Here is a 21,190-nt window from a genome sequence, read left to right on the forward strand (position 1 = left end):
CATCCGGAGTCGGTCCTGCTGCGCGCCGCTCCACCTCATGCGGGGCCCGGCGGGGCGTGCCTTCACCACCCAGGCACCGGTCGTCGAGGTCACCCGGGATCCGGCCGGGGGTGCGCCCGCCAGGAGTACGTCATCGGGCCCACCTCGAGCCCGCCCACGCCATCGGGGGCGGCAACTTCGACTGGTCCACCAGCGCCGACCACCGGACCCTCACCGTCACCGACGGCATGGGCCTCACCGACCAGGCATGCCTCGCCGACCAGGCCATCTGCGCCCAGCACGGCCTGTCGCTTCAATCGGCATCCGACGCACGCGGGAGTACTTCCTGCTGGGCTGCCTGGGCTGCGAGAAACGCCTTCATCCCACGGCTGAGAGCGACACGCTCATCCGGCTCCATCGCCCCCAGCGCCACCGCCAGCGCCCGGGCGCGACGTGCGGCGATCTCCCTGAGCACATCCAGGCCCTGCGGGGTGAGGCTCAGCCGTACCTCGCGACGCTTGTGCGGATGCAGCGCCCGTTCCAGCAGACCGGCAGCCTCGAGCCGGTCACACAACCGGCTGGCCGTGGGAAGCCCTATGTCCAAGCGCTCCGCCAGCGCGGTGAGGTTCAGTTCGGAGGCCGCTCCCAGAGCACGCAGAGCCCGCAACTGGTGCAGGGACAGCCTCAGGGCAGCCTCCTGCGTGGACAGCGCCCACAGGTTGGCCAGGCTCTCCACGGCGTCGGCGATGTCCCGGGCGATGGCCTCCGGACCATCGCCTGGTCCCTGCGCATCGTCGTCGCGAGGGCCGACGAGACGGGTCACGGGCGCATCTCTCTCAGTGAGCTCCGGGGAGTGCGGGGCTCCCCCTCCCCCCCCCCATCGCGGTACCCGGAGATCCGCAGTGCAAGCCGCCGCCCCACGCGGTTGCTCAAGCTCGTCAAGGCGCTGCGGAGCCTTCAGCGCCGGGCGCGCCGGAGCGCAGGTGTTTCCTCAACCACTGCTCGGTGTTGCTCACGTGGAGCAGCGCGGCGGCCTGGCTGAGGGCGGGGTCACGGGTGGACAGCGCGTTGAAGATCGCCTCGTGCTCGGCGAGCGTGCGGCCCGCGGCCTTGTCGTCGACCAGACCGCGCCAGATGCGGGCGCGCAGGGTGCGGCCGGAGATCCCCTCCAGGAGGGTGAGGAGGGACTCGTTGCCCGTGGCCGCGACCACGGCGCGGTGGAAGGCGGCGTCGTGGGCGTTGAGCCGTTCGACGTCGTCGCGGGCCTCGCGCATGGCGTCCAGGTGCCGCTTCACCTCGGCCAGTCGGGCGTCGGAGATCCGGGTCGCGGCAAGGGCCGTGGCCATCGGTTCGAGGAGCCGCCGCACCTCCATGAGGTCCTGCAGGGCTGCCGAGTCACCCTGCAGCAGTTCCACCGCGCCGCCCACCCCCTCCAGCAGCAGGCTCGGCTGGAGACTGGTCACATACGTGCCGTCGCCCCGCCGGACCTCCAGGACGCGCGCGACGGCCAGCACCTTGACCGCTTCGCGGGCGAGGTTGCGGGACAGGCCGAGCTGGGCGGCGAGGTCCGGTTCCGGTGGGAGCTTCGAGCCCGGGGGCAGGGCACCGGTCCGGATCAGCTCACGGATCTGCTCGATGGCCTTGTCCGTCAGTGACACCCCTCGCCCCTCCCCGTACGTGCCCCGGAGCACGCGGCCTGTTCCGGAGTCCGCGTGCCGGGGATGAGCCGATGATAGTGGGGCGCGCAGGCGGGAAGCCGGTCGCGGCGGCGGACCTCGCCTGTTGTCGAACCGGTCCACGGGGGCGCCGACCGCGCTCGGTTCCGCACCCGGCGGTCGGGCGCGCACCTGGCCGGAGCGCCGTGCGGCGGAAGCGGTCCTAGGCTGGAAGCTGCGGCTGGAAACCAGCTCTGACGGGTACGGCGGTCCGGGCGGAGGTGACGCGCGTGGACATGGGCGGCAAGCAGGATGCCCGCGCCGCCGCGCTGGTGGTGGGCCCGGACGGCGTGGTGAGCGGCTGGAGCGAGAGTGGGCGGCTTCTGCTGGGCTGGACGGCGGAGGACACCGTCGGGCGCCCCGTGACCGACCTGCTGGCCGCTCCCCCACCGCCCGGTTTCCCCGAGAGCACCGGCAGCGGCCCCGACCACACGGGGCTCCTGCCCTTGCGCCACCGGGACGGCTCCACGGTGGACGCCCTGGTGTCGGCCGACCCGCTGCTCGGCGCCGGCGGCCGCGCGCTCGGCCACGCGATCACCGTCCACCGCTGGGAACGCCGCCCGGTGATCGCCGACCTGGCCTTCGAACAGTGCCCCTTCGCCCTGGGCGTCTACGACCCGGATCTGCGGTTCCTGTGGGTCAACGCCTCCGCGTGCCGGGTGATGGCGCACTCCGAGGAGCAGGTGCTCGGTGAGAAGTACCGCGAGCTGTTCCCCGAACTGGACGACCAGGCGTACACCGACCAGCTCTCCGAGGTGGCGAGGACGGGTGAGCCCGCGCGTCTCATCACCGTCTTCCGTCCGCTCGGCAGCGACTACGCCAATGCCTGGGCCACCAGCATGTGGCCGGTACGGGACGCCGAGGGCAGGGTCCGCGCGGTCGCCAACTGGGGATTCGACATGAGCGCCGAGTACTGGGCCCGGCAGCGCCTGCTCATCCTCAACGAGGCCGGCGGCGGCATCGGCCGGACGCTCGACGTGCTCGGCACCGCCCAGGAACTGGCCAGGACCCCGGTGCCGGGATTCGCCGACCTCGTCACCGTCGATCTCTTCGAAGAGGTGCTGCGCGGAGAGGAACCGCCCCTTCCCCCCGCATCCGGCGAAGCCATCGCGCTCAGCCGCGCCGCCCGGCACAGCGCGGCGTACGACACCGACGGGGCTCCCGGGCACCCCGAGCCGGTCCGTCACGCTCCCGATTCCGTCGCCGCCCGCTGCATGGCCACCGGCAGGTCCATGGTTCAGCTCGCGGCCGAGCCCGGCCCGGGTGGCGAATGGGCCTTCGGGCCCGGGCTCGCCGCCGACCCGGCTCACTGGCCGCCGGGCAACCCGTTGATCGACGAGTCTCTCGCCGCGGCGGGGCTGACCGGCCGGATCACCGTGCCGCTCCGGGCGCGCGGCGCGCTGCTCGGCGTCGTCGCGTTCTCCCGCAGCGACCGGCCGGAGGCCTTCACCGCCGACGACCTGATCCTTGCCGAAGAGCTGACCGCCAAGGCGGCCGTCGCCATCGACAACGCCCGTCGGTACGCGCGCGAGCGCACGACCGCGCTGACCCTGCAACGCAGCCTGCTGCTGCAGCGGCTGCCGAGCCAGGAGGCGCTGGAGGTGGCGTCCCGCTACCTGCCCGCCGGGACCGGCGCGGAGGTGGGCGGTGACTGGTTCGACGTCATCCCGCTCTCCGGCGCCCGGGTCGCCCTGGTCGTCGGCGATGTGGTCGGTCACGGCCTGCACGCCTCGGCCAGCATGGGCCGGCTGCGCACGGCGGTCCGCACGCTCGCCGACGTGGACCTGCCGCCGGACGAGTTGCTGACCCACCTGGACGACCTGGTCATCCACCTCGCCAGCGATCTTCAGCCCGTCGGCCACTTCCAGCCGACCGGAGAGTTCGGCGCCACCTGCCTTTACACCGTCTACGACCCGGTCTCCCGCCGCTTCACCCTGGCGAGCGCCGGTCATCCGCTGCCGCTCATCATCTCCCCGGACGGCACCAGGACCCCGGTCCCCGCACAGCCCGGGCCGCCGCTCGGCCTCGGTGGGCTGCCGTTCGAGGCGACCGAGCTCGAACTGCCCGAGGGCAGCCTGCTCGCCCTCTACACCGACGGGCTGGTGCGCAGCCGGGAGCGCGATGCCGACCAGGGCGTCGCCGAACTGCTGCGAGTCCTGAACCGTTCGGCCACCTCGCTGGAGGGCCTCTGTGACACGGTCATGGACGCCATGCTGCTCGAACGCCGCACCGACGACGCCGCCCTGCTGCTCGCCCGCACGCACGCGCTGGATCCCCAGCACGTCGCCGACTGGGACGTCGCACCCGACCCCGCGGAGGTGCCGCGGGCCAGGAAGTTCGCCCTCGACCAGGTGGCGGCGTGGGGGCTGGAGGAGGCGTCGTTCGTCACCGAACTGGTGGTCAGCGAGCTGGTCACCAACGCCATCAGATACGGCGAGCCCCCGATCATGCTCCGGCTGATCCGGGACTCCTCGCTGATCTGCGAGGTCTCCGACGCCAGCAACACCGCACCGCATCTGCGCCGGGCGCGCGCCTTCGACGAAGGCGGCCGGGGCCTGCTGCTCGTCGCCCAGCTCACCCAGGGGTGGGGCACCCGGCACACCACCGACGGCAAGACGATCTGGTGCGCACAGCCCCTCGATTTCATCACATCACAGTGAAGAGACTGGGCGTGTTCGCAGGGCGATCTCCATTCGGAAAGCGCGGGGCCTCACGGGTACTGCAGAGGCGCCCGAACACGTCAACACCTTCGCCCCATCCGGACAATCTGCCCTGGATCATAGACCTTCAGGGGCCTTCGAATGTTTCGGTGACTCAGCCGAACCATGCGAGGCATATTGACTGCCGCGACCGGCCTTCTATCATCCAGAATGCTCGGCAGTCCGAAGCATGTCCGACATTGCGAACAGTCATGGGATCACCCCCAGGCGCTTCACAGCGCTTCACCTGTCATGCCCTCGTCAATTCACCGCAGAGGAGCTCCATGAACCCGCTGACACGGCTCGGCCGTCGCCGAGCGTCGGTGTTATCCCTGCTCGCCATCGGCGCCCTGGTGACGCCCGCCGCCGCGACCGCCGCACCCGACGACGTCCGGGCGTCCACTCTCGGGGCCCAGGCAGCCCAGTCCGGACGGTACTTCGGGACCGCCGTGGCCGCCGGGAGGCTCGGCGACGGCGCGTACACCAGCATCCTGGACCGCGAGTTCAACTCGGTCACACCCGAGAACGAGATGAAGTGGGACGCGACCGAGCGGTCCCGCGGGCAGTTCACCTTCGGCGCCGCCGACCAGATAGTGAACCGCGCGGCGGCCCGCGGTCAGCGCGTGCGCGGCCACACCCTGGTCTGGCACTCCCAACTGCCCGGCTGGGTCAGCTCCATCAGGGACGCGAACACGCTGCGCAGCGTGATGAACAACCACATCACCACGGTGATGAACCGCTACAAGGGCCGCATCCACTCCTGGGACGTGGTCAACGAGGCCTTCGCCGACGGCGGCAGCGGCCAGCTGCGCGGCTCGGTCTTCCGGGACGTCCTCGGCACCGGCTTCATCGAGCAGGCGTTCCGCACCGCGCGATCCGCCGACCCGGCCGCCAAGCTCTGCTACAACGACTACAACATCGAGGACTGGAACGCGGCCAAGACCCAGGGCGTCTACCGCCTGGTCCGCGACTTCAAGTCGCGCGGCGTGCCCATCGACTGCGTCGGGCTCCAGGCCCACTTCGGCGCCGGCGGCCCGCCCGCCAGCTTCCAGACCACACTGTCGAGCTTCGCCGCCCTCGGCGTCGACGTGCAGATCACCGAACTGGACATCGCGCAGGCGCCGCCGACCGCGTACGCGAACACCGTCCGGGCCTGCATGAACGTACAGCGCTGCACCGGCATCACCGTCTGGGGCATCCGCGACAGCGACTCGTGGCGCAGCCAGGAGAACCCCCTGCTGTTCGACCGCAGCGGCAACAAGAAGCCGGCCTACCGGTCCGCGCTCACCTCGATGGGAGGCTCGGCCGCGACGAAGCGGGCGGACGACCCCGCGCCCCGGTCCGCCGCCGCGCTGCCCTCCCGCTTCTCCTGGAGCTCCACCGGACCGCTGATCTCACCGAAGTCGGACGCCACCCACAACATCGCCGGCATCAAGGATCCGACGGTGGTCCGGTACAACGGCAAGTACCACGTGTTCGCCAGCACCGCGAGCTCCTCCGGATACAACCTGGTGTACCTGAACTTCAGCGACTGGTCGCAGGCCGGTTCGGCCACGCACCACTACCTGGACCGCAGCGCCATCGGACGCGGGTACCGGGCCGCGCCGCAGGTCTTCTACTACGCGCCGCAACGCCTGTGGTACCTCGTCTACCAGACCGGCAACGCGTCGTACTCGACGAACCCCGACATCAGCAACCCCAACGGGTGGAGCGCTCCGCGCCACTTCTACTCGTCGATGCCGGACATCATCAAGCAGAACATCGGCAACGGCCACTGGGTCGACATGTGGGTGATCTGCGACAGCGCCAACTGCTACCTGTTCTCCTCCGACGACAACGGGCACCTGTACCGCTCCCAGACGACCGTCGGCCAGTTCCCGAACGGCTTCACGAACACCGTCATCGCGGCCCGGGACTCCAAGTACGCCCTCTTCGAGGCGAGCAACGTGTACAAGGTGCAGGGCTCCAACCAGTACCTGCTCCTCGTCGAGGCCATCGGATCGGACGGCCGGCGCTACTTCCGCTCCTGGACGACGACCAGCCTCGCCGGTTCCTGGACTCCCCTGGCCGCGTCCGAGAGCAACCCGTTCGCCCGGGCCAACAACGTCACCTTCCCCTCGGGGGCCTGGACCCGGGACATCAGCCACGGCGAGATGATCCGCGCCGGTTACGACCAGACGCTGACCATCCCCGCCTGCCGGCTCCAGTACCTGTACCAAGGCATGAACCCCAACGCGGGCGGTGACTACAACCTCCTCCCGTGGCGCCTGGGCCTGCTGACCCAGACGAATTCCACCTGCTGACCCTCGCGTGGGCCCCGCCGCTCGTGCGGGGCCCACGACCGACTTGGGACCGCCTCCCATGGGAGCGCTCCCAGTACAAGGAGAGCACCTCTCTCGCTCAAGTCGCAGGCTCGGGCCAGAGCATGCGACATCCCGGCTTCCAGGAAGTTGAGGTTCCGTCATGCGCCGCAGACTCCGCGCCTTGGCCGCAGCACTCCTCGCGCTGCCGCTGGCGCTCACCGCCACACCGTCCGCGTACGCGGCCGACCCGACGACCATGACGAACGGGTTCTACGTGGACCCGGACTCCAGCCCGAAGAGGTGGGTGGCGGCCAACCAGGGCGACGGCCGGGCCGGCGCCATCAACGCCTCCATCGCCAACACCCCGATGGCCCGCTGGTTCGGCTCCTGGAGTGGCACCATCGGCACCGCCACGGGCGCGTACACGGGAGCGGCGGACCGCGTCGACAAGTTGCCCGTCCTCGTCGCCTACAACATCTACAACCGCGACTACTGCGGTGGGCACTCCGCGGGCGGTGCCGCCTCGCCGTCCGCCTACAGGAGCTGGATCGCCCAGTTCGCCGGGGGGATCAACAACCGCCCGGCCGTCGTGATCCTCGAACCGGACTCCCTCGGGGACTACGGCTGCATGACCCAGGCCCAGATCGACGAACGCGAGGGCATGCTCACCGGCGCCCTCGCCGAGTTCAACCGCCAGGCCCCGAACACCTGGGTCTACCTGGACGCCGGCAACCCGGCCTGGGCGAACGCGGCGACCATGGCCCGGCGCCTCCACGAAGCGGGCCTCCGGCAGGCGCACGGCTTCTCGCTCAACGTCTCCAACTACCTCACCACCGCCGAGAACACCGCCTACGGCAACGCCGTCAACAGGGAACTGAGCGCCCGGTACGGCTACTCCAAGCCGTTCGTCGTGGACACCAGCCGCAATGGCAACGGCTCCAACGGCCAGTGGTGCAACCCCGCCGGGCGTCGTATCGGCACGCCGACCCAGCTGGGCGGAGGCGCCGAGATGCTCTTGTGGATCAAGACACCGGGCGAGTCCGACGGCAACTGCGGCGTGGGCGCGGGCTCCACGGCCGGGCAGTTCCTCCCCGAGGTCACCTACAAGATGATCTACGGCTACTGATCCGGGACTCCCGTGGCCCGGTACGTCCCTCGCTCCGCGACCGGGCCACGGGAGACCGAGAACCGTCGAGGACCCTTCACTCAGATGGTCGACAAACGACAATCCGAGGGCTATCTTGAGCCACCACGCGGCAGTACCCGCGGCCGCAAATGGTCGACAAACGACAATGTGGTGGTTGCGCTGAGCCGCGCGGCGTTCCGCCGCCCACCCCCGTTGCCGAAAAAGGAGAACCGGGCACAGATGATCGAGATACAGACGAAGTGTGTTCATGGGGCCACCCGCGGTGGCTCGGGTCCCGCGTCGGTCACGTCGGTGGCACAGTGAGCGGGCCCGCGCTGCCGGCCGCTGCGAGCGGCTCGGCCACGGACCGGCTCGAGGCCCTCGGCCTGGACCTTCCCCGCCTCGACAGCAACCCGTACTACGTGGACCACCGGACGTCGGGCTCCAGCATCTACATCTCCGGCCAGCTGCCGTACAAGGACGGTGAGCTGCTGGGGCAGGGCATCGTCGGCCGCGACGTCGAGCTGGACACGGCGCGGGAGCTCGCGCGCCATGCCGTGCTCAACGCCCTCGCCGCCGCTGTACATGCGGTGGGAGATCTGGACCGGGTCCGGATCGTGCAGATGCTGGTCTTCGTGGCCAGTACACCGGACTTCGGTCTGCAGGGAAAGGTCGCCAACGCGGCCAGTGAACTGCTCATCGAGGTGCTGGGCGAGAACGGGCGGCACGCGCGCACCGCGATCGGTGTCGCCGGGTTGCCGCTCAACAGTCCGGTCGAGATCCAGATGGTCTGCACCGCGGTGTAGGGCGGGCACGACGGCGGTGCAGCGCGCACGCGCGTGACGTCGCCGGCCCCGTACGTACGCCATTCGAGGGAGTCGGCATCCGCTCACCTCGTTCATTTCCAGACACAAGCAAGAGGAGTGCAGCGTGAACCGGCTCCAGCGAGCACTCGCCACTGTGGTCGAGCGGGTCGACACCCCAGCGCCGATCGTGCTGGCCGACGTCATGCAGGACAACATCGACCGCATGCAGGGCTTCGCCGCCCGGCACGATCTCGATGTCAGGCCTCACGTCAAGACCCACAAGTGCGTGGAGATCGGCCGGCGGCAGATCGAGGCCGGGGCGGTCGGCATCACCGCGGGCAACGTCGGTGAGGCCGAGGTCTTCGCCGCGGCCGGATTCGACGACATCTTCCTCGCCTACCCGGTCTGGCCCGCGGGAACGAAGGGGCCCCGGATCCGCCGGCTCGCCGAGTCCATCCGGCTGCGGGTCGGCGTCGACAACCTCGCGGCGATCGAGGCCCTCGCCGACGCGATGGGAGACGAACCGGACCGGCTGCGGGTCGTGGTCGAGGTCGACTGCGGTGCCCGTCGCTCCGGGGCGCCGCCCGAGGCCGCGGGCGACCTCGCCCTCGCCGCCCGCAAGCGCGGCCTGGTGCCGGTGGGCGTCTTCACCTATCCCGGTCACGGCAGCTCCGGCCCGGACGCACGCGAGCGCGCCGCGCAGGACCAGGAGGCGGCGCTCACCACCGCGGTACGCAGCCTCGACGGCGTCGGCATCACCGCGGACGTGGTCAGCGCCGGCTCGACCCCCACCGTCGAGTTCTCCACCAGCAGCGTGATCACCGAGATCCGTCCCGGCGAGTACGTCTTCGGCGACCTGAACAACGCCCGGCTCGGCGCCTGCGCGGACGATCAGATCGCGTTGTTCGTCGCCGCCACCGTGGTCAGCGACTGGGTGCCCGGCCAGGTCATCCTCGACGCGGGCACCAAAGCCCTCAGCCGCGAAGGCAGCGACGAGCGCGGCTACGGCCGGGTCGCCGGCACGAAGGCCGTCCTGTCCAAGCTCAACGAGTACCACGGGTTCCTCGCGCTGCCCGCGGGCGAGGCCCGCCCCGGCGTCGGAACCGTGGTGCCGGTCGTGCCCAACCACGTCTGCCCGGTCGTCGTCAATTTCGAGGAGCTGATCGTCACCGACAGCGCGGGCGCGTCGCTGCAGCGGTGGCCGGTCGACGCCCGCGGATTCCTCAGCTGACGGGCCCCGGACGACACCCTCGTACCCGAGCCCGCGCCCCCACCCACCCCACCCCGTGAAGGTGGCCTGACATGAGACTGAGGAGTGCCCTGACATGGGACTGCCTGACATGAGACTCAAGAACATCACGGCCCTGGTGACCGGTGCCAGCAGTGGCATCGGGGAGGCAGTGAGTTCCCACTTCCGCCGCGAGGGCGCGCGACTGCTGCTGACCGGCCGCAAGGAGCGACTTCCCTCCGCCCGGCCCGACGACCTGTACGTCCCGGGAGACCTAAACGACGAGGCGTTCGTCGAGGCCCTGGCCGACCGGGCCGCCGAGTCCCTCGGCACCGTCGACGTCGTCGTCCTCAACCACGGCCTGCAGGCCAGCAGCCCGCTCACCGAGATGCCGTACGACGACGCGAAGAGGGTGCTCGACAGCAACCTGCTCAGCGCGTTCCTGGTGATGAAGCACTTCGCACCGCTGATGCCCCCCGAAGGAGGCTCGTTCGTCTGCGTCGGTTCACGGCTCGGCATGGTCGGCAAGCCCGGCGAGGTGCTGTATTCCGCCGCCAAGGGAGGCCTCATCATGCTCGCCAAGGGCGCGGCGATCGAATGGGCACCGCGCAACATCCGCGTCAACGTCGTCGCCCCGGGTCTGACCGCCACCCCGATCATCGAAGCCGCGATCCAGCGCAGCGCCGACCCGGAGGCGTACCGCCGCGAGCGCGAGTCCCAGATTCCGCTGCAACGCCTCGCCACCCCCGAAGAGGTGGCCGACGCGGTCCTCTTCCTCGCATCGTCGGAATCCTCCTACATCACGGGAGCGGTCCTTCCCGTCGACGGCGGGTACACCGCCTTCTGAACCATGGCGGCATGACCGATCGACCACATGATCGAGCGCATGCCGAAGGAGAGGCGACGTAGGGACGTCGCACTCCAGGCGCTGGTGCGGGCTTGCGCGCGGGTGTCGAGCGCGCACCCCGGTCGCCGCACACGAACTGCGCCACCCACAGCGCGCCCCCGCGGAGAACCTCGCCCGCACCCCTGCTGAGAACCTCGTTCGCGCCCCTGTGGAGAACCTCGTCCGCGGTCCTGTGGAGAACCTCGTCCGCGGTCCTGTGGAGAACCTCGTCCGCGGTCCTGAGTCGGGCGAGTACGTCAGCGGACCGCGCCGGCCGTGCCGCACCGGCGGGCGTCGGCCGCCACTTGGCGGGCCTTCGATGGCGGCAACCGGTTCCTCCCCTTGCCCTCTTCACCTCCCTTGTCCCTTTACGGATTCCCGTATCCCAATTCCCAACGATCTCCAGGAGGCTCTGCCATGGAAGGCAACCGGACAGCCCGCAGAACCGTACTCCGTACCGCAGGCGTTCTTGCCGCTGCCTCGGCCCTGACCGGCTGCGGCACCCTGATGGGCTCCGGCGAAAGCCGCGGCTCGTCGGGCGGTGGCGGCAAGAAGCGGCTCGTCGTCAGCAACAGCGGCGGCGCCTACAACGACGCGCTGACGAAGGCGATCTACGAGCCGTTCGCCAAGGAGACCGGCATCACGGTCACCACGGTCAACTACCAGTCCGCCCAGATCATCGCCCAGGTCAAGCAGGGCCGTCCGCAGGTCGACCTGATGGACAACTCGCTGCTGATCTTCCAGAAGATGGCGCGCCTGGAATGTCTGGAGCCCATCGATCACGACCGGCTGAAGAACGTCAAGGGCGCCGGGATCGCGGAACACAACCTGCCCGAGCACGCGGTCGGCAAGAACGTGTGGGCCAGCCTCATGGCCTACCGCACGGACAGCCTCAAGCGCGCCCCGAAGAGCTGGGCCGACTTCTGGAACACGCATTCCTTCGCCGGTCCGCGCTCGCTGCAGAGCGCGGAAGTGGACCTACCGGAGCTGGAGTTCGCCCTGCTCGCTGACGGTGTACCGCTGGACAAGCTGTATCCGCTGGATGTGGACCGGGCGTTCGCCTCGATGTCGCGGATCCGCGGCGGCGTGAAGAAGTTCTGGAACACCGGCGCCCTGCCGGCGGTCCTGCTCGGCCGCAAGGAGGTCGTCATGACCAGCCTGTGGGGTGGCCGCGCGGACGAGCTGATCAAGCAGGGCATTCCGATCGCTTACCAGTGGCACGGGGCCCGCAGGATGACCAGCGGCTGGGGCATTCCGAAGGGCGCGGACAACACGGACGCGGCCTACAAGCTGATCGACTTCTCCCTGCGCCCCGAGGTCCAGGCGGCGTTCTCCAAGCTCTTCCCGCATGGCCCGGTGGTCCCCGGCGCCGTCAAGCTGCTCTCCGACGACGTCCTGGCCACGCTCCCCACCTCCCCCGAGAACCTCAAGAATGGGTTCGACGCCGATGTGGCGTGGTGGGACAAGAACCTCGAGGCGGTTACCAAGCGCTGGCAGGAGTGGGCCGATGCCTGAGCAGACACTTCTGGCCTCGGCGCTGGCCCCGGGCTCTTCGCTGACCGGTAAGTCGCTGTCGGTGAAGGGGCTGCGCAAGTCCTACAGCGGGACGACGGTGGTCGACGGGGTGGACATGGAGATCGCGGCGGGTGAGTTCGTCACCTTCCTCGGCTCTTCCGGCTCGGGCAAGACCACGACGTTGATGATGCTGGCCGGGTTCACCGAGCCCGACTCCGGCACCATCGCCGTCGACGGCCGGGACATCACCCGCCTCAACCCCGGCAAGCGCGACTTCGGCTTCGTCTTCCAGCAGTACCTGCTCTTCCCCCACATGACCGTGACGGAGAACGTCGCCTTCCCCCTGCAACTGCGCGGCGTGTCGAAGGCGGAGATCCGCCGGCGGGTCGGGGAGACGCTGGAGGCGGCCGGGCTGTCGAAGTTCGCCGGCCGCAAGCCCCGCGAACTCTCCGGCGGCCAGCAGCAGCGTGTCGCGCTGTGCCGGGTGCTGGTCTACCGCCCGCCGATCGTGCTGATGGACGAACCGCTGGGCGCGCTGGACAAGAAGCTGCGCGACCAGATGCAGACCGAGATCAAGTCCATCCAGCGCGAACTCGGCCTGACCGTCGTGTACGTGACGCACGACCAGGAGGAAGCCCTGGTCATGTCGGACCGGATCGCCATCATGAAGGACGGCCGCATCGAGCAGTTCGACACCCCTCGCGGCCTCTTCGAACGACCCTCCTCTCCCTTCGTCGCCGACTTCCTGGGCGCCGCCAACTTCCTCACCGGCAAGGTCGAGGAATCGACCGAGGACGGGTGCACCCCGGTGCGTCTGGACACCGGCGGTGTCCTCAAGGCCCGCGCGCACGCCTTGGCTCCGGGCCAACGGGTCCGCGCCGCCGTCCGGCCGAGCAAGCTCCGCCTGGTCAGCGCCGAGGAGAGCTGCTGTACCGGCACGGTCGAAACGGCCGTCTATGTGGGTTCGCTGACCCGGATCACCGTGCGCCTGGACGGGGCCGCCCCCGGCACACCCCCACTGCGCATCGAAACCGCCGCCACCCCGCCGCGCCCGGGCGAGCGGGTGTGTGTCACCGCCGACCATGAGGACGTCAGTGTCTTCGACGAGACGGACGGGGGGTGAGTCATGGCCGGCACCGCTCTCGCACCCGCCAAGGTGCCCGTGAGGAAAACGTCCGCCAAGCGCGGACACCGCTCCCGCATCGCCCTGGTCAACGCCGTCCCCGTCACGGTGTTCCTCCTCGTGCTGTTCGTCTACCCGATCGTCGGCGTGCTCTCGCTGAGCCTGAAGGGCGACAGCGGCGGGTTCACCCTGCACTGGTACACCGACGCCCTCAGCGGCGCGAACCTGTCCGTGCTGATGTCCACCCTGCGCATCTCGGCGGAGACCGCGGTACTCAGCCTGCTGGTGGGCTTCGTCCTGGCGCACGCCATCGCCCGCATGCGGCCCGTCTTCGCCGCGCTGGCCATGCTGATCGTGGTCGTGCCGCACTTCATCAGCGCCCTGGTGCGCACCTACGGCTGGATCATCATGCTCGGTGAACACGGCCTGATCAACACACTGCTGACCTCCATGGACATGCCCGGCGCGCCGTACTCGCTGCTCTACAACGAGGTCGGTGTCGTCATCGGTACCACCTCGGTGATGCTCCCCTACACCGTCCTCGTCCTCCAGGGCGTGATGCGCGGGGTCGACCGACGGCTGCTCGCCGCGGCCGCCGGGTTCGGTGCCTCCCGTTGGACGATCTTCGTCAGGGTGTATCTGCCGCTGGTCGCGCCGGGTATCGGCACGGCGGGGCTGCTGAGCTTCATCCTCTGCCTGGGCTACTACATCACTCCCGCCCTGATGGGCGGCGACAAACAAACCGTCGTCGCCGCACTCATCGACCAGCAGGTCATGAAGCAGGACCAGTGGAACTCGGCCGCCGCCTTCGGCGTCATCCTGCTCCTGCTCACCTTCGCCGGCCTGGGCATCCTCGGCCTGGCCAAACTCCGCCGCAAGAACACCGCCGCACGAGGAGGCAGCTCATGATGGAACTGCCCCCCACCCGGGCCGGACACATCAGGCGGGCCCTGAGCGCCACCGCCATCCTGCTGTTCCTGGCGATGCCCATCGTGATCATCCTGGTCACGTCCTTCGGCGCCGACGGCATCGGCACCTTCCCGCCCAAGGACTACAGCACCCGCTGGTACGAGCAGATGGCCGCACCCGGCGGCAACTGGGCCACCTCCATCGCCCTGTCCAGCCTCATCGCGGCACTGACCACCGTGTTCTCCCTGATCCTGGGCGTGACCGCGGCGACCGCCCTGGCCCGTGGCCGGCTGCCCCTGCACGCGGCCGTCTACGGACTGGTCCTGGCCCCCATGCTCATCCCGCAGGTGGTCATCGCGCTCGGGTTGTTCCTGTTCTTCGAGCCGGTCGGCATGCTCGGCAGTCCCCTGGCCATCGCCCTGGGCCACACCGTGCTGGCCTCGCCGGTGGCGATCCTCATCATGATCTCCACCCTCAAGGGCATCGACGAGCGGCTGGAGGACGCCGCCGCCAGCATGGGCGCGAGCCGGATGACCATCGCCCGGCGCATCACCTTCCCCCTGGCCACCCCCGGCCTGATCGCGGCAGCGGTGTTCTCCTTCATCACCAGCTTCGACGAGTTCTTCATCGCCCAGTTCCTGTCCACCCCCGACACCCGCACCCTGCCGGTCCTCGTCTTCAACGCCCTCCAGTTCGACGTCGACCCCACCGTCACCGCCGTCAGCGCCGTCCTGATCGCCCTCGCCATCCTCGCCCTCGCCCTCGTCGCCGCCGTCCGCAAACTCGGCGGCCACCGCAACGGCGGCACCCTCCCCGTCGAACCCCTCACCTGACCGGACCCCTTCGACGAGGAGGCCAGGCCGTCGCCGACGACAACGTCGCGCGCGGTCTGGCCTCCTCACTCGCGCCCCACAACCTCAACCGCGCCCGCCCGTCCGCTCAGCCTCCTTGTTCCGCTTACTTGATGAGGTCCATGAACTTGTAGAAGCCGCCCGCGAAGGGCAGGAACCAGGGCGGGCCGAAGTGGCCGGGGATGCGCTTGAAGGGGAGGTCGCTCCAGGGGTTGGCGCCGGTGTCACCGTTCATGTACTCGGCCATCTGCTTGCCCATGTGGGTCGCCATCTGGACGCCGTGGCCCGAGTAGCCGAGGGAGTAGAACAGCCCGTCCTGCTCACCGGCGTGGACCATGCGGTCCATGCTCATGTCGACCAGGCCGCCCCAGCAGTAGTCGACGCGCGCGTCCGTGAGCTGTGGGAAGACCTCGGTCATCGTCTTGTGCAGGATGCGGCCGCTCTTGGCGTCCGACTGCTGGTCGGAACCGGCGAAGCGGGCGCGGCCGCCGAACAGCAGCCGGTGGTCCGGGGTGATGCGGAAGTAGTTCAGCAGGTTCATGCTGTTCGATGCCATCCGCCGGTTGGGCAGCAGCAGGTCGCAGACGTCCTTGCCCAGCGGTTCGGTCACGATGATGAAGCTGCCGACAGGTGCGATCCGCACCTGGTGCCAGCGGAACGGCCGGCTCGTGTAGCCGCTGGTCGCGACGAGCACCTGGTCGGCCCGGACGGTCCCGCGCGGGGTGACCAGCTCGTGCCGCGTGCCGCCCAGCCGGGTGACCTTTTCGACCGGGGCCTTCTCGTGGATGGTGGCGCCTGCCCGGACGGCGGCCTCGGCGAGTCCCTTGGTGAACTTGCCGACGTGCAGCCCGGCGCTCCTGGCCTCGACCATCCCGCCGTGATAGGCGTCGGAGCCGATCTCGGAACGCAGTTCGCTCTTGGGGACCAGGCGGGTCTCCAGCCCGAGTCGGCCGGACATGATCTCGTGGGTCTTGCGCAGCCCCTCGAAGTGGGCCGGCTTGGACGCCAGGTTCAACTTGCCCGTGCGGGCGAAGTCGCAGTCGATGTTCTCGTCCCTGATGAGCTTCTCAAGGGTGTCGACCGCGTCGTGGTAGGCCATCAGATACGCCTTGGCGGTGTCGAAGCCGTAGCGGGCGATCGCGGAGCGGAAGCCGATCGACAGTCCCGTGGTGGCCATGCCGCCGTTGCGGCCGGAAGCGCCGAAGCCGACGGTGTCCTTCTCGAAGACGTGCACGTCGGCGCCCTTGCGCGCCAGGTGCAGTGCCGCCGACAGGCCGGTCAGGCCGGCTCCGACGATGGCCACGTCGGCACTCCCACCGATCTGGGTCCGGGACCGGTCAGGTCCCTGGGGCGCGGTGTCGAGCCAATAGGGGGTGAACTTCATATCGCTGCTCTCCTGCCAGTGCTGTCAGCCGCCGTCGGGAGTCGGCTCGCTGCTCGGGGGCCGTTGACAGGGGCCGACCCTACACATATGGTCGACAATCGACAAGCGACCAAACCTGACCGGTTTGACCGGTCCGGCCGGGCCGCAACCTCGCCCTATTGACAAGCGACAAACATGGTCGACAATCGACCAAAAGCCAGGGCGTCGACGACGCCCTGGGGACACTCAAAACGTGGAGGACCCCGTGGCATTTGACATCAAGCCCAAGTTCGTCTCGTTCGACATGAACGGGACCCTGATCCACTTCCGCATCGGCGACGCGATCCGCCGGGTCCTGGGCGACCGGCTGCCCCCGGAGCTCGCCGACGCCTTCACCCGGGTCGGCAACTACTACCGGTTCGACGAGTGCATGGGCGAGTACAAGCCGTTCCACCAGATCGTCACCGACGCGCTGGCGCGCACCTGCGCGCGGTTCGGCGTGGAGTACCGGGAGGGCGACGGCCAGGCGGTGTACGAAGAGATCCCCACCTGGACGCCGTACCCGGGAGTGACCGAGGCGCTCAACAGGCTGGCCGAGGCGTACCCCCTGGTGCTCCTGACCAACAGCGACGACGCGTTCGCCTCGCAGCTCGCGGATAACCTCCAGGCGCCGATCGAGGTCCTGATCACCGCGGAGCAGATGCGTCTCTACAAGCCCCGCGCCGGCGCGTTCGAGTACATGCTGGACAAGCTGGGGGCCGCTCCGGACGAGATCGTGCACGTCTCGGCCAGCCCGAAGTACGACCTGCGCCCCGCGGCCGCCCTCGGCATCTCGAACATGGTCTACATGGACCGGGGCTTCGAGCCCGACGAGCCGTGGCTCGGCCATGAGCGGATCACCGACATCGCCGACCTGCCGGTCCTCCTGGGCCTGCCGCGGCCTTGACCGGACGGCCCTCCACGACCTGGCCCGGACTCCCGTCCGACAGATCCGTGCGGCGCGGGCGAGCTGTAGCCTGTGGTCGACAAGCGACCAGAGAGGTGACCGGGATGGACTCCAAGTTCGGAGGGCTGGAGCGGACGACGACTCCGGAGGGTGTGTACCGCGTGCTGCGCGGTGCCATTCTCGACGGGACAGTGCCTCCCGGTGGGCAGCTGCGCGAACGGGACATCGCGACGGATCTGGGGATCAGCCGATCCCCGCTGCGGGAGGCGCTGACCAGGCTCGAGGAGGAGGGCCTGGTCGTGAAGGTCCCGTTCCGGGGGGCGTTCGTCGTCGAGGTCAGCGCTCAGGAGATCGCCGAGATCGCCTCGATCCGCCTGCTCGTCGAGCCCTACGCCGCGGAGCTCGCCATCGAGGCGCTCCGCGGACCCGAGCGGCCGAGGCTGACGCAGACGATAGAGGACCTTCACCGCGCGACCGAGAAGAACGACATCCCGGGCAGCGTCGACGCTCACCTCCAGTTCCACAGGCTGTTCTACGACCTGTCGGGACACGGCACGCTGCGCAGCCTGTGGAACGGCTGGGAGACCAAGCTGCGCCTCTACCTCCTGGTGGACCACCCGTCCTACAGCGACCTGCACGAGATCGCCGTCGAGCACGCGCGGCTGGCCACAGTCGCCCTGGAAGGCGACACGGACGCGTTCAAGCGGGAACTGGCCCAGCACTTCTCGACAGCGTTGCGAGGCCAGGCCGCAGACGACGGGAACGCGTCGGCCAGGGCCTGAGACACCCCACGGCCTGCTGACACCACCCACGGCTCGCGTCTACTGCCACCTCGTCTCCGGCATTGGTGCGGCTACTGCGACGAAGTCCCCCTGACGGAGCAGTGACGACATCCACCCGTGATGAGCGTGGGCGTTCCGCACGGACCACGACGGTCCGGGCGGAACGCCCACACCCTTTCCCGTTCGGACCTGTGCGGTAGCGACCGCCCGTCACCGGCGAGAGCCTGGACGGGCCCAGTCCGCCGGTACTCCGGGCCCGGCGCCCGGTCCGGAACCGCACGCAGGAGGACCTCTTGACCGACGCCATGCCGCACATGGACGACGCTGGCGAGAACGACGACGTCGTGACACTGCTGACGCAACAGCACCACCGCATCCGCAACCTCTTCGCCGAGGTGGAGAACGCCACTGGGGGCGACCGGGCCGAGGCATTCCGCGGACTCGTCCGTCTCCTGGCCGTGCACGAAACGGCCGAGGAGGAAGTGGTCCACCCCGCGGCCCGCCGCTTCCTGGAGGACGGCGAGCAGGTGGTCGACGACCGTCTGGAGGAAGAGCGGGCGGCGAAGGAGAAATTGAGCCGGCTCGACGACATGGACCCCGACGACCCCGGGTTCATGCCCGCCTTTCGGGAGCTGCGCGCCGAGGTGCTGCAGCACGCGGCCTCCGAGGAGCAGTACGAGTTCCCCAGGCTGCGCGAGAAGGCCGGGGCGCAGCAACTCTCGATGATGGCCACCGCGGTCCGGGCTGCCGAGGCCATGGCGCCCACCCACCCGCACCCCGGAGTGGAGACCGCGGCGCAGAACATCGCCGTCGGGCCCATGGCCGCCGTGATCGACCGGACCCGCGACGCCGTCCGCAAGGCGATGGGCGGCAAGGACGGCTGATCAACAGGGGCATGCCCTCACGCCGCCCGGCACGCCCCCATCCAGGCGTCAGCCTCGCGCAGGAAAACGTCCCGCCAGGAACCGCTCGAACGTGACCTTGCCCACGGCCCGCTCCGGCGTCAGATGCCCGCCCGCCCGGAACCCGCGGTAGGCCTTGCCGGGACAGCACCAGCAGCGCGCCGTCGACACGGAATCGTGCTGCTCGGCCAACTCCATCGGGCCGAGCGACCCGTCCTGCGTGAACACCGGTTCCGGCAACCACGGCCCGTACTGCTCGCGCTGCACACGGGCCGAGGTGATCCGGTTGGGGCAGAAGTTGGTGAAGACCGTGGTGAGCCGGGCCCCCGGAAGATCGATTACCACACGGTCGGCCCTGCTCCGGCGCAGATACGCGTCCCGCACTGCATCCTCGGCCTCCTCGGCGGAACCGAGCAACCGGTAGGCCAGGCCGAACATTCTGGGACGATGGGCAGAGAACTCCTCGGCGATCCCTGTCCTCACGCGCCCAGCCTGCCAGAGGCGCGGGAGCTTCCGGCATCCGACAGAACCCGGAACGCACCCTAGGAGAGGTTCTCGCCTTCATCGGCCTCACCGATTCAACCGGCCAGCCTCTTGTCTTCGCGCCGCACGACTTCCGCCGGCTCTTCATCACCGATGCCATCCGCACCGGCCTTCCGCCACACATCGCGCAGGTCATCGCTGGCCACGCCGACATCCACACCGCGATGGGCTACAACGCGATCTACCTGGAAGAGACCATCGAAGCCCATCGCGCCTTCATCGCCCGGCGCCGTTCCCTGCGGCCGGCCGAGGAATACGCACCCCAGCCGATGCCGAATGGGGGGACTTCCTCGGCCGCTTCGAACGCCCGGCTGGCTCGGCGAGGTCTATCGATGAACCCACGAAGATGGGCTGCCGCATGGCGCTCAACCAAGATCGAGAACAAGTTCAAGGAAGCGTGCATCAAACACCCTTCAGAACACGATCAAGTGCCGCCCGGCCTACAGGTCCCCAGTGTGCCTTGCCGCCGGGAAGACCCCGGTCTCCGTTCTGCCCCATCAGCATCAGGAACAGGCTCTTCATAGCGGCCAGCCCGCGGGCGCGCCGGATCGCCGCCTCGTCTGCCTGCGCGTACCTGTCGAAGAACCGTGAGGCCATGCCCGCGGGCAGCAGCACCCATGCGGCGGCGAGGTCCCACGCCGGATCGCCGGCGACCATGGCACCGAAGTCGACGATGCCCGAGAGCGTTCCGTCCGAGACGACGACGTTCGCGGGATGGAGGTCACCGTGCACCCACACCGGCGGGCCCTCCCACGCCTGGGCCGCAACCGCGTCGTCCCAGACTGCCCGGACGTCAGCAGCGATGTCCTCGGGGGCAACGGCCTGGAAGAAGTTCTCGAAGCCGTCCGTGCAGTCCCTGGGATGGGCACCGAAGTCCGGGGAGATCGGCGCCTCGGCGGGCGCCTCCACATGGAGCGCCCGGAGGAAGCCCGCCAGCGCGTCGGTCGCGTGGCCGCCGCGGCTGATCGCGCCGTGGTCCAGCGGCTCGCCGGGAACCCACGTCATCACGGTCCAGTACTTGGGGAAGCGCTCGGACGGTTCACCGAACCGCACCGGGGTCGGCACCGGGAGCGGCAGGCGCGGGGCCAGCACGGGGAGCCACCGCCGCTCCTTGAGCTGGAGCTCCGGGGTGGGGTCCATCCGCTGCATGCGCACAGCCAACTCGTCGCCGAGGCGCCACATTTGGTTGCCCCAACCGCCCGCCACCTCCCGGATGGCCAGCCCGGCGAGGTCCGGATGCTGCTCCCGCAACAGGTCACGGACCAGGTCTGCGGTGATCTCGATCTCGATGTCGGTCATGCGAAGTCACAGTACTGTGGCGGCAGGCGCGGAGCGGTTCTCGCCTCCGAACATCTCGCTGGAGCCGCTCGCAGCCGCTCGCACCTGTCGCGAACAGTCCGTTGACCACCAGCGGCGCCAGCAACTCCGCCGTGGCCGCCTGCTGTCCCGGTGAGGCGGCCTCGACCCGCCCCAGGCGCCGGGCTGCCGAGCCAGCCCGCCGCCGGTCGTGGCGG

The 21,190-nt window shown here is 69.6% G+C and carries 19 protein-coding genes; 13 read left to right on the plus strand and 6 right to left on the minus strand.

What is annotated here, in order from left to right:
• Positions 1 to 292: 292 nt before the first annotated feature.
• Together C1703_RS02435 and C1703_RS02440 are read right to left on the minus strand one after the other, a co-directional pair.
• Positions 293 to 802, minus strand: coding sequence for a MarR family transcriptional regulator (locus tag C1703_RS02435; RefSeq protein ID WP_114250314.1), 510 nt, complete (start codon positions 800 to 802; stop codon positions 293 to 295).
• A 115-nt stretch (positions 803 to 917) separates the two neighbouring features.
• The gene (locus tag C1703_RS02440; RefSeq protein ID WP_114250315.1) at positions 918 to 1,637 is read right to left on the minus strand and encodes a FadR/GntR family transcriptional regulator; all 720 of its coding nucleotides are present in this window, start codon (positions 1,635 to 1,637) and stop codon (positions 918 to 920) included.
• 293 nt (positions 1,638 to 1,930) lie between these two features.
• Here C1703_RS02440 and C1703_RS02445 point away from each other — a divergent pair, with 293 nt between their 5' ends.
• The 10 genes from C1703_RS02445 to C1703_RS02490 all read left to right on the plus strand — a co-directional run bounded on the left by C1703_RS02445 (position 1,931) and on the right by C1703_RS02490 (position 15,122).
• Entirely contained in the window at positions 1,931 to 4,354 is a 2,424-nt protein-coding gene (locus C1703_RS02445; protein WP_114257249.1) for a SpoIIE family protein phosphatase, read from the plus strand.
• 323 nt (positions 4,355 to 4,677) lie between these two features.
• Entirely contained in the window at positions 4,678 to 6,696 is a 2,019-nt protein-coding gene (locus C1703_RS02450; RefSeq protein WP_114250316.1) for a non-reducing end alpha-L-arabinofuranosidase family hydrolase, read from the plus strand.
• Positions 6,697 to 6,856: 160 nt separating this feature from the next.
• Positions 6,857 to 7,822, plus strand: a complete 966-nt coding sequence (locus C1703_RS02455) for a glycoside hydrolase family 6 protein (protein WP_114250317.1) — start codon at positions 6,857 to 6,859, stop codon at positions 7,820 to 7,822.
• A 320-nt stretch (positions 7,823 to 8,142) separates the two neighbouring features.
• On the plus strand, positions 8,143 to 8,628 hold the full coding sequence (locus C1703_RS02460; RefSeq protein WP_232840384.1) for a RidA family protein: 486 nt from the start codon (positions 8,143 to 8,145) through the stop codon (positions 8,626 to 8,628).
• A gap of 124 nt (positions 8,629 to 8,752) precedes the next feature.
• Positions 8,753 to 9,859 (plus strand): alanine racemase, encoded by a 1,107-nt coding sequence (locus tag C1703_RS02465; RefSeq protein ID WP_114250318.1) that lies wholly within the window; start codon positions 8,753 to 8,755, stop codon positions 9,857 to 9,859.
• A gap of 94 nt (positions 9,860 to 9,953) precedes the next feature.
• Positions 9,954 to 10,703 (plus strand): SDR family NAD(P)-dependent oxidoreductase, encoded by a 750-nt coding sequence (locus tag C1703_RS02470; protein ID WP_232840385.1) that lies wholly within the window; start codon positions 9,954 to 9,956, stop codon positions 10,701 to 10,703.
• Between the two features lie 456 nt (positions 10,704 to 11,159).
• Positions 11,160 to 12,257, plus strand: a complete 1,098-nt coding sequence (locus C1703_RS02475; RefSeq protein ID WP_114250319.1) for an ABC transporter substrate-binding protein — start codon at positions 11,160 to 11,162, stop codon at positions 12,255 to 12,257.
• Complete coding sequence (locus tag C1703_RS02480) at positions 12,250 to 13,380, plus strand: ABC transporter ATP-binding protein (RefSeq protein ID WP_198678062.1); 1,131 nt, start codon at positions 12,250 to 12,252, stop codon at positions 13,378 to 13,380. The genes C1703_RS02475 and C1703_RS02480 overlap by 8 nt, the downstream gene beginning before the upstream one ends.
• 3 nt (positions 13,381 to 13,383) lie before the next feature.
• On the plus strand, positions 13,384 to 14,289 hold the full coding sequence (locus C1703_RS02485; protein ID WP_114250320.1) for an ABC transporter permease: 906 nt from the start codon (positions 13,384 to 13,386) through the stop codon (positions 14,287 to 14,289).
• The gene (locus tag C1703_RS02490; protein WP_232840386.1) at positions 14,286 to 15,122 is read left to right on the plus strand and encodes an ABC transporter permease; all 837 of its coding nucleotides are present in this window, start codon (positions 14,286 to 14,288) and stop codon (positions 15,120 to 15,122) included. Before C1703_RS02485 ends, C1703_RS02490 begins: the two co-directional genes overlap by 4 nt.
• Before the next feature lie 124 nt (positions 15,123 to 15,246).
• On the opposite strand, the gene C1703_RS02495 is transcribed toward C1703_RS02490, so the two are convergent.
• Positions 15,247 to 16,443 (minus strand): FAD-binding oxidoreductase, encoded by a 1,197-nt coding sequence (locus C1703_RS02495; RefSeq protein ID WP_343236392.1) that lies wholly within the window; start codon positions 16,441 to 16,443, stop codon positions 15,247 to 15,249.
• 325 nt (positions 16,444 to 16,768) lie between these two features.
• Between C1703_RS02495 and C1703_RS02500 the strand changes: the two genes are divergently transcribed.
• The 3 genes from C1703_RS02500 (at position 16,769) to C1703_RS02510 (ending at position 19,115) form a co-directional block, all read left to right on the plus strand.
• Positions 16,769 to 17,449: a haloacid dehalogenase type II gene (locus C1703_RS02500; protein WP_114250323.1), complete on the plus strand. Its 681-nt coding sequence runs from the start codon at positions 16,769 to 16,771 to the stop codon at positions 17,447 to 17,449.
• A 104-nt stretch (positions 17,450 to 17,553) separates the two neighbouring features.
• The gene (locus C1703_RS02505) at positions 17,554 to 18,231 is read left to right on the plus strand and encodes a GntR family transcriptional regulator (protein WP_114250324.1); all 678 of its coding nucleotides are present in this window, start codon (positions 17,554 to 17,556) and stop codon (positions 18,229 to 18,231) included.
• A gap of 293 nt (positions 18,232 to 18,524) precedes the next feature.
• The gene (locus C1703_RS02510; protein WP_232840387.1) at positions 18,525 to 19,115 is read left to right on the plus strand and encodes a hemerythrin domain-containing protein; all 591 of its coding nucleotides are present in this window, start codon (positions 18,525 to 18,527) and stop codon (positions 19,113 to 19,115) included.
• Positions 19,116 to 19,163: 48 nt separating this feature from the next.
• On the opposite strand, the gene C1703_RS02515 is transcribed toward C1703_RS02510, so the two are convergent.
• The 3 genes from C1703_RS02515 to C1703_RS02525 form a co-directional block, all read right to left on the minus strand.
• Positions 19,164 to 19,616 (minus strand): sigma factor, encoded by a 453-nt coding sequence (locus C1703_RS02515; RefSeq protein WP_114250325.1) that lies wholly within the window; start codon positions 19,614 to 19,616, stop codon positions 19,164 to 19,166.
• Between the two features lie 95 nt (positions 19,617 to 19,711).
• Positions 19,712 to 19,885, minus strand: a complete 174-nt coding sequence (locus C1703_RS38860) for a hypothetical protein (protein WP_157993074.1) — start codon at positions 19,883 to 19,885, stop codon at positions 19,712 to 19,714.
• Between the two features lie 193 nt (positions 19,886 to 20,078).
• Complete coding sequence (locus C1703_RS02525; RefSeq protein ID WP_114250326.1) at positions 20,079 to 20,975, minus strand: aminoglycoside phosphotransferase family protein; 897 nt, start codon at positions 20,973 to 20,975, stop codon at positions 20,079 to 20,081.
• Between the last annotated feature and the right edge of the window lie 215 nt (positions 20,976 to 21,190).

Origin of the sequence: Streptomyces sp. Go-475 (genome assembly GCF_003330845.1) — a bacterium.
Taxonomy (GTDB): domain Bacteria; phylum Actinomycetota; class Actinomycetes; order Streptomycetales; family Streptomycetaceae; genus Streptomyces.

Coding starts and splice junctions, on each gene's coding strand:
- C1703_RS02445 (WP_114257249.1), top strand. CDS start 1,931: ATGGGCGGCAAGCAGGATGCCCGCGCCGCCGCGCTGGTGGTGGGCCCG.
- C1703_RS02450 (WP_114250316.1), top strand. CDS start 4,678: ATGAACCCGCTGACACGGCTCGGCCGTCGCCGAGCGTCGGTGTTATCC.
- C1703_RS02455 (WP_114250317.1), top strand. CDS start 6,857: ATGCGCCGCAGACTCCGCGCCTTGGCCGCAGCACTCCTCGCGCTGCCG.
- C1703_RS02470 (WP_232840385.1), top strand. CDS start 9,954: ATGGGACTGCCTGACATGAGACTCAAGAACATCACGGCCCTGGTGACC.
- C1703_RS02475 (WP_114250319.1), top strand. CDS start 11,160: ATGGAAGGCAACCGGACAGCCCGCAGAACCGTACTCCGTACCGCAGGC.
- C1703_RS02480 (WP_198678062.1), top strand. CDS start 12,250: ATGCCTGAGCAGACACTTCTGGCCTCGGCGCTGGCCCCGGGCTCTTCG.
- C1703_RS02485 (WP_114250320.1), top strand. CDS start 13,384: ATGGCCGGCACCGCTCTCGCACCCGCCAAGGTGCCCGTGAGGAAAACG.
- C1703_RS02490 (WP_232840386.1), top strand. CDS start 14,286: ATGATGGAACTGCCCCCCACCCGGGCCGGACACATCAGGCGGGCCCTG.
- C1703_RS02505 (WP_114250324.1), top strand. CDS start 17,554: ATGGACTCCAAGTTCGGAGGGCTGGAGCGGACGACGACTCCGGAGGGT.
- C1703_RS38860 (WP_157993074.1), bottom strand. CDS start 19,885: ATGGGCTTCGATGGTCTCTTCCAGGTAGATCGCGTTGTAGCCCATCGC.
- C1703_RS02525 (WP_114250326.1), bottom strand. CDS start 20,975: ATGACCGACATCGAGATCGAGATCACCGCAGACCTGGTCCGTGACCTG.